This is a genomic window from Zunongwangia pacifica (assembly GCF_023499215.1).
GTDB classification, from domain to species: domain Bacteria; phylum Bacteroidota; class Bacteroidia; order Flavobacteriales; family Flavobacteriaceae; genus Zunongwangia; species Zunongwangia pacifica.
Genome location: NZ_JAKHSK010000072.1, coordinates 1 through 5,665, shown reverse-complemented (window position 1 = coordinate 5,665; position 5,665 = coordinate 1). Strand labels below are relative to the sequence as shown.

Annotated in this window: 4 protein-coding genes; 1 reads left to right on the top strand and 3 read right to left on the bottom strand. The window is 40.6% G+C overall.

Annotated features, from left to right (window positions below; genetic code table 11):
- Positions 1-218 precede the first annotated feature (218 nt).
- The gene (locus tag L1967_RS21890) at positions 219-1,772 is read right to left on the bottom strand and encodes a hypothetical protein (RefSeq protein WP_249603624.1); all 1,554 of its coding nucleotides are present in this window, start codon (positions 1,770-1,772) and stop codon (positions 219-221) included.
- A gap of 159 nt (positions 1,773-1,931) precedes the next feature.
- Here L1967_RS21890 and L1967_RS21885 point away from each other — a divergent pair, with 159 nt between their 5' ends.
- On the top strand, positions 1,932-2,264 hold the full coding sequence (locus tag L1967_RS21885; protein WP_249603623.1) for a helix-turn-helix domain-containing protein: 333 nt from the start codon (positions 1,932-1,934) through the stop codon (positions 2,262-2,264).
- A gap of 34 nt (positions 2,265-2,298) precedes the next feature.
- Here L1967_RS21885 and L1967_RS21880 read toward each other — a convergent pair whose 3' ends face one another.
- Positions 2,299-2,760 (bottom strand): hypothetical protein, encoded by a 462-nt coding sequence (locus tag L1967_RS21880; RefSeq protein WP_249603622.1) that lies wholly within the window; start codon positions 2,758-2,760, stop codon positions 2,299-2,301.
- A partial coding sequence (locus L1967_RS21875) for a type III secretion system effector protein (RefSeq protein ID WP_249603621.1) occupies positions 2,757-5,665 on the bottom strand: 2,909 nt, incomplete at its 5' end. The genes L1967_RS21875 and L1967_RS21880, both read right to left, overlap by 4 nt.

Sequence of the window (5,665 nt, the reverse complement as noted above, 5' to 3'; positions counted from 1 at the left end):
AGATTGTAAACTGTACTTTCTGCATAGCCGAGTATATCAAGCCATTGTTTGTAACTCTTTACCAGTACTTTGTAATGTTCACTCTGTAGTTTTAGATGTTTCATTTTGGACAGTTTTTTATATGGGCATACCTTTTTGGGGGTTTACCTATTTTGATTAGTAATGATTTAAAATTGTGGTAGTTAAGTGAGCCACTTGGCAGGTGGCTCATTGGTGGCTCACTGGCTCACTTGCATCAGCTGGATGCAGTCGTCCAGAGCCTTGTTTATTTGCTCCTGTAATTCCGTGTATTCCTCGTAGCTTACGATTTCGTAGATGTAGCCCTTGTACTTGTTATTGGTGGTTTTCTTGATATAATTGTCCTCAATAAGCTGTTTATGGTATCGTCTCAATGTCGTTCCCTTGATGCGTAGGTTTCGCCTTATCTCTGCATTGGTAAAAGCCCCCATCGCCTTCGGCACTTCCCCCGAGGGGGGAAGGCTGTCTCGTTCTTTTAAATAGGCTTTTAGTTTTTCCAGATAGTTCCTGCACGCTCCGCTTATCATATCGCTTTTACGTAGTAAAACCTCTTGTAGTAAGTTATTCGCTTCCTGTATGTCCTCGATTGTGGTTTCGATGTATTCTTCGCCTGTAGCTTCATCATATTTACGCTCTCTTTGATATTGCTTGTAAAAGGTAAGTGCTTCAATAAATTGTAAATAATGTGCATTAATTCTTCTTGGTTTAAATACAGATTGTGGTAATTGTAGATGTTCTGCATAAGGATTTACTATTCGTATCTTTTTAAGTAAATGCTGTACGTTTTGTAATTGCCTTTTGGCTTTGAGTTCTGCATCTATATTTACATTTCCTGCTGATAACTTGCGTTGGTATTGCATTATTTTTTCGTCTTGTTCGTGACTTTCATCGATGTACAATAAAAAGGAACGATTGCTATTATCTTCATAAATACTTTCTTGTGTGGTACAGCCTGCAACGCATACAGGACCTTCGACCGTTAGCTTTATCGTTTTGGTATTTCCGTTTCTGTCTTTATGGCTTACCCGTTTTGTGATGCTTCTTTTTGATTGCAGTTCCCGAAGTGGATAGAGTGCGTTTTCCGCTCCGTCCATATCTTCGATTAATATTAATTTGTGCTGTAATTCTGTGCGGTTGAAGTAGTAAAAAGCATTCTCACTTAAAACCGTCATATCTACAATGTCGTGTTCCGGTATCAGTTCTGCTACTTTACTTTGTAAATGGGTCTTTCCTGTTCCGGAACTGCCCAGGCTGATGCAATGCAATGGGTTGTTGCTCTTTCTGCTCGTAAAGATGAGATACATTAACAGTCGGTTGGTTTCCTCGCCGATAACCCCGCTGTTTCCGATTAGGTCGTTCGTGGCTTCAAGTAAGTTGCCTTTCTTTAAAAATGCCCCTGCGGCCCGCAGCTCTTTTTTGGTGAGTTCCCTAATGGTAAACTCGTTTTCATCTTCTTGGTCAAGCTGTGATAGGCGATAGGTTTCCAGTTCATTGGTCAGTTCCTGTAATGTTCGCCTAACAATCGATGTGCCTATTTCGATGCGTTCTGCTGTTTTTCTTACCAACTTTTCCACTTGGTCGTCGTTGTACAAATCAATATTGTGGCGCAACTTATTGTGATGTTTGGTTTTGTTGATGCTCAAGGTTACTCGCAGACTGTCCAACTTGTTCAGCTTGATACCGCCCAATACGTGGATTTCTAAATGATTGGTGACATATTCGTAGTTGTTTGGATTGGTGGTTTTAAGTGCCATTTTCAAAAAAGTTTAAAAATTTTCATTCTCGGATTTGTCCCAAAAGTAACAATTACAAGAAAACAACACAAGACACTTTATGGATTTATTTATTTTATCTTACCTATATTTGTCTAATATTCACTTTTTAGAGGTGTTTTTAATAAGTATTTCTCGATTATGACCATAGCAGAACGCATACGATTGTACAGACAGCAAAAGAGCTTTTCCCAAGCAGAGCTTGCAGAGATTTCAGGCGTGAACAACAAAAGTCTTTCTCGTTATGAACTGGGTACGAGCATTCCGCCAGCCGATGTCTTAAAGGCTCTCGCTGATGCGCTGGGTATTTCCACAGATGCTTTGTTAAGCGATGATGTTATAGCGATAAAGGACAAGGAGCTTTTAAAGCGTTTCCAGGCCATTCAGGATATGGACAAGGAGAATAAGGCAATGGTCTTAAAGTTCCTCGACCTTGCCATCAGGGATGCTAATGCTAAAAAAGCTTATGCATAAAAAAACCACTCCGAAGAGTGGTTTTTAATTATATTCAATCTGGATCGCTTGGAACTTTAAAACGATTTTTTGAGCAATTATAGTAAACCCATTCTGACCTTTTGGGATAAGTACTCACCTCTTGTAGTTCACATTTCCAGCCAGGAATATTTTCACCTTGCTTCGATGACAAAAACAAGGTCATTAAAATAGTATCTTTAGCTCTATCTGTAGTAAAAGCATAAGTTCTATAATCTTTATTGAACTTGTTTTTATATTTCACCCTTAGCTTCCTTTCAAATTCTGTTATTTCCTTTAACCTATCTACTTCTACCACAAAGGGCTTAACAACATAGCCAATTGTTGTTTCATTACTCTTAACCTCATAACTTCCACATTGGGTCGAGTCAATGGTAATTTGATTATCAGCCGTACTTTGACTTATCAATATACTTGTTTTACAAGATGTTACGAGTTCAAAAACAATTATAATAAATATGATTTTTACTTTTATCATCTATCTAAATTTAGGTTAAGTATATGCTCTCTACTCGAAGTTTGATTAAGAGATTGTAACACGGCATCAATAACTGGTATGGTTATGACTCTTTGCCTAGAGAGTAATGTTGGTGGTGTTTGTAAAGTTCCAGAACCGTTAAGTATCAATCCTTGTAGATTCCCACCGGTTTCACTATATGCTGACCGCAATGGTAATCCGTTCGCACCTCTTAAAACATTTTCATAATACATAGCATTGTACTCGTCGACACCTCTTGCTGCTGTACCTGCACCAAACCAAGGATAGTTTTTCACTCCGAAATTACGTGAGAACTTATGCGCCATTTCGTGACCCAAAACCACATAGCCAGGAGAACTTCCCGATTGACCATTTTGATAGATCATTTGACCATCGTCTCCAACTGCTCCATCATAATAAATGTTGTTATCATTTATAGTGTTATTATTGGGGCTTCCTTTCTTTACAAAATGGTCTAGGTTATCAGTAGCCAAATTAGAAACGATTTCATTTCCAAGGTCATTTTCTTGATTTTTCTTTAAATCGCTAAGTACTGTTCGTGAAAATCTGCTTGCTTTTCCCGTGTATTGCTTTCCATCCGCTCCATTCCATTGCTGGTTTTCAGCATCGTAGGTCAGAGTAACTTTTTTGCCGAAAATACCAAGAAAACCTGTCCTGAAACTTACCCTTATACTATCACCTTTAACCTCCTGAAAGACTATTGGGTTGTTTTTTGTAAAATGGTATGGCGACTGGTCATAGTATTTCTCCGCGAACCTATCGATTTTGTTGAAGCGTGCGATTGCTGGGTCGTAGTCCCTCCATTGGAAAGCATAGGTGTTTTTACCGAGCTCTTTTTCCTCTTCCTGCCCTTGGAACGTCTTGTAATTGTTCTCGGCCAGCTGTACATTATTGTAACCCTCGTGCTGTAAGCCAAAAGGATAGTAATTATGCTCCTCCACAATCGAAGCATTCGGGCTGGATACTGATCCACTATTATCATAAGACACTCTAATATTCCCTAAATGGTCCTTATACTGGTACACATACTTGTAGGTATTGTTTTCTTTCTCCACATACCCCTCAGCATGGTTGAAAAATTCAAGTGTTGTCGTATTATTCACTTTTTTATAAACGTAATTTCCCGCATACTCAGTAACCACATTCCCCGGTGCCGTTTTCTTGAGTTTTACTCCCGTTGCATCGTAAATATACGAAATCGTTCCGGTTCCATCCCCTTTATTACTGGTTACATTTACCGCTTCCGGTAAATTAAGGTGGTTATAAGCGATACTGCCAATGCCCTTGTTCAGGTCTTTGATCATGTTTCCATTGACATCATAACCATACTCTGCACTATTAGTCGCGCCATCCTTAAATCCATAATCCTTACTCCCGATATCACTGACCTGTATTAGTCGGTTGCTGCTATTGCCCATATCATAACTATAGGTCAGATCATCCATCACCCCATAATTGCTAACTTCTCCCTGGGCATTTAAAGTAATATGACCATAACGCTTGAGCTTTCTAATATTCCCATTGAGATCATACACCATGCCCGTAAGGTTATAGTTGGAAGACTGCTCCGTAAAAGAACTTCCATTACTCGTCGCCCTTCTAAAGGCTCCAGACTTGATTCTATTTAAGGCATCATACTGGTAAGCATACCCCCGTTTACGGTTCCCATACGTCTCCGTATTGGCCGTCCTCCAGATTGTCTCACTGATATTACCATTATATAAAAGATCTATACCGTCAATACCCATCTCGGTAGTATTATAATTCAACTTAAAGGCAAAGAGTTTGTTCCCTAAACTATTGGGATCATTGATCCTTTTGAGCCACCCGCGGATGTTATAAGCATAATCTACTGTTTGAAGTGGGCTGGTACTGGTATTCCCTACTTTTTTCTTCTTAAGCTGCCCCAATCCATCGTATTCATTAAAGGCAATCAGTTCTTCTCCCTGGCTATTGATCTTCTGGGTCTGTTGGGTCAGCCTGCCCATATGATCGTATTCAAACTTATCGACCGTGGTGATAGTGGGTTGATTAGTCTTGGTATGTACGGTCGTACTCTCTTCCATTTGTCCCAAGAAATCAAGCTTGCTTTTGATCACATCGCTGCTTTCCAGGTAAGGGTTCTCTGTTTTGCTATAGATTACCCGGCCTTTCTTATCATACCCCATAACCGTGGTGATCCAACTACTGGTGGCCAATACCCGTACTTTTGATCCCGTGGCCAGGCCTTTGGTATTCATCCTGGTGCTGGAAGCGTTATTATAGTTTTCTACCGGCACACTGTACACGCTTTGTGGCAGGCTGCTACCATAAAAACGGTAATCATCGTAATAGTTTACCGTATACAAAGTAACATCGTTGGGATGCTCACTTAAATCGGGGTAGGCATTATCGGTATAATAAAACGTCCCCCCTCCATAATTTAATGCGGTATTGGAGGTGTTCTCGTACTGATCGTTTTCTGCATCTGCATTATTCTGGTGATCGCCGCGGCTAAGGTCACTTTTAAACAGCCCCGTATACACTACCCGGCCAAAGGCATCATACTTGGTAAACAGCCATTCCTTGGTTGACTTCCCTGCCTGATTGGCATCCTGGGTCAAAATGGGTTGATCCAGTTTGTTGTAAACGATATACTCGCGTCCCTTGCCCGGGAGTTTCTTTTCGATAAGACGGTTACGGTGATCATAACGGTACTGATAGCACAGCTCGCTTAGCGGACTATTATCGGTCCCACCCGTAGAAGCCTCATCGATAGAAGCTCTAAAGGTACTCCCCGATTGGGCATGAAATCCTGGCTGCAACACAATAACATCACTGGAGGTAAGCTCCAGGGTTTCCCCGTTACCCACCACTGCCTGGGAATAGACGGCATCGCTTCCTG

Excerpts from the sequence above, each read along its gene's own strand:
- L1967_RS21890 (WP_249603624.1), bottom strand. The coding sequence starts at position 1,772 with ATGGCACTTAAAACCACCAATCCAAACAACTACGAATATGTCACCAAT.
- L1967_RS21885 (WP_249603623.1), top strand. The coding sequence starts at position 1,932 with ATGACCATAGCAGAACGCATACGATTGTACAGACAGCAAAAGAGCTTT.
- L1967_RS21880 (WP_249603622.1), bottom strand. The coding sequence starts at position 2,760 with ATGATAAAAGTAAAAATCATATTTATTATAATTGTTTTTGAACTCGTA.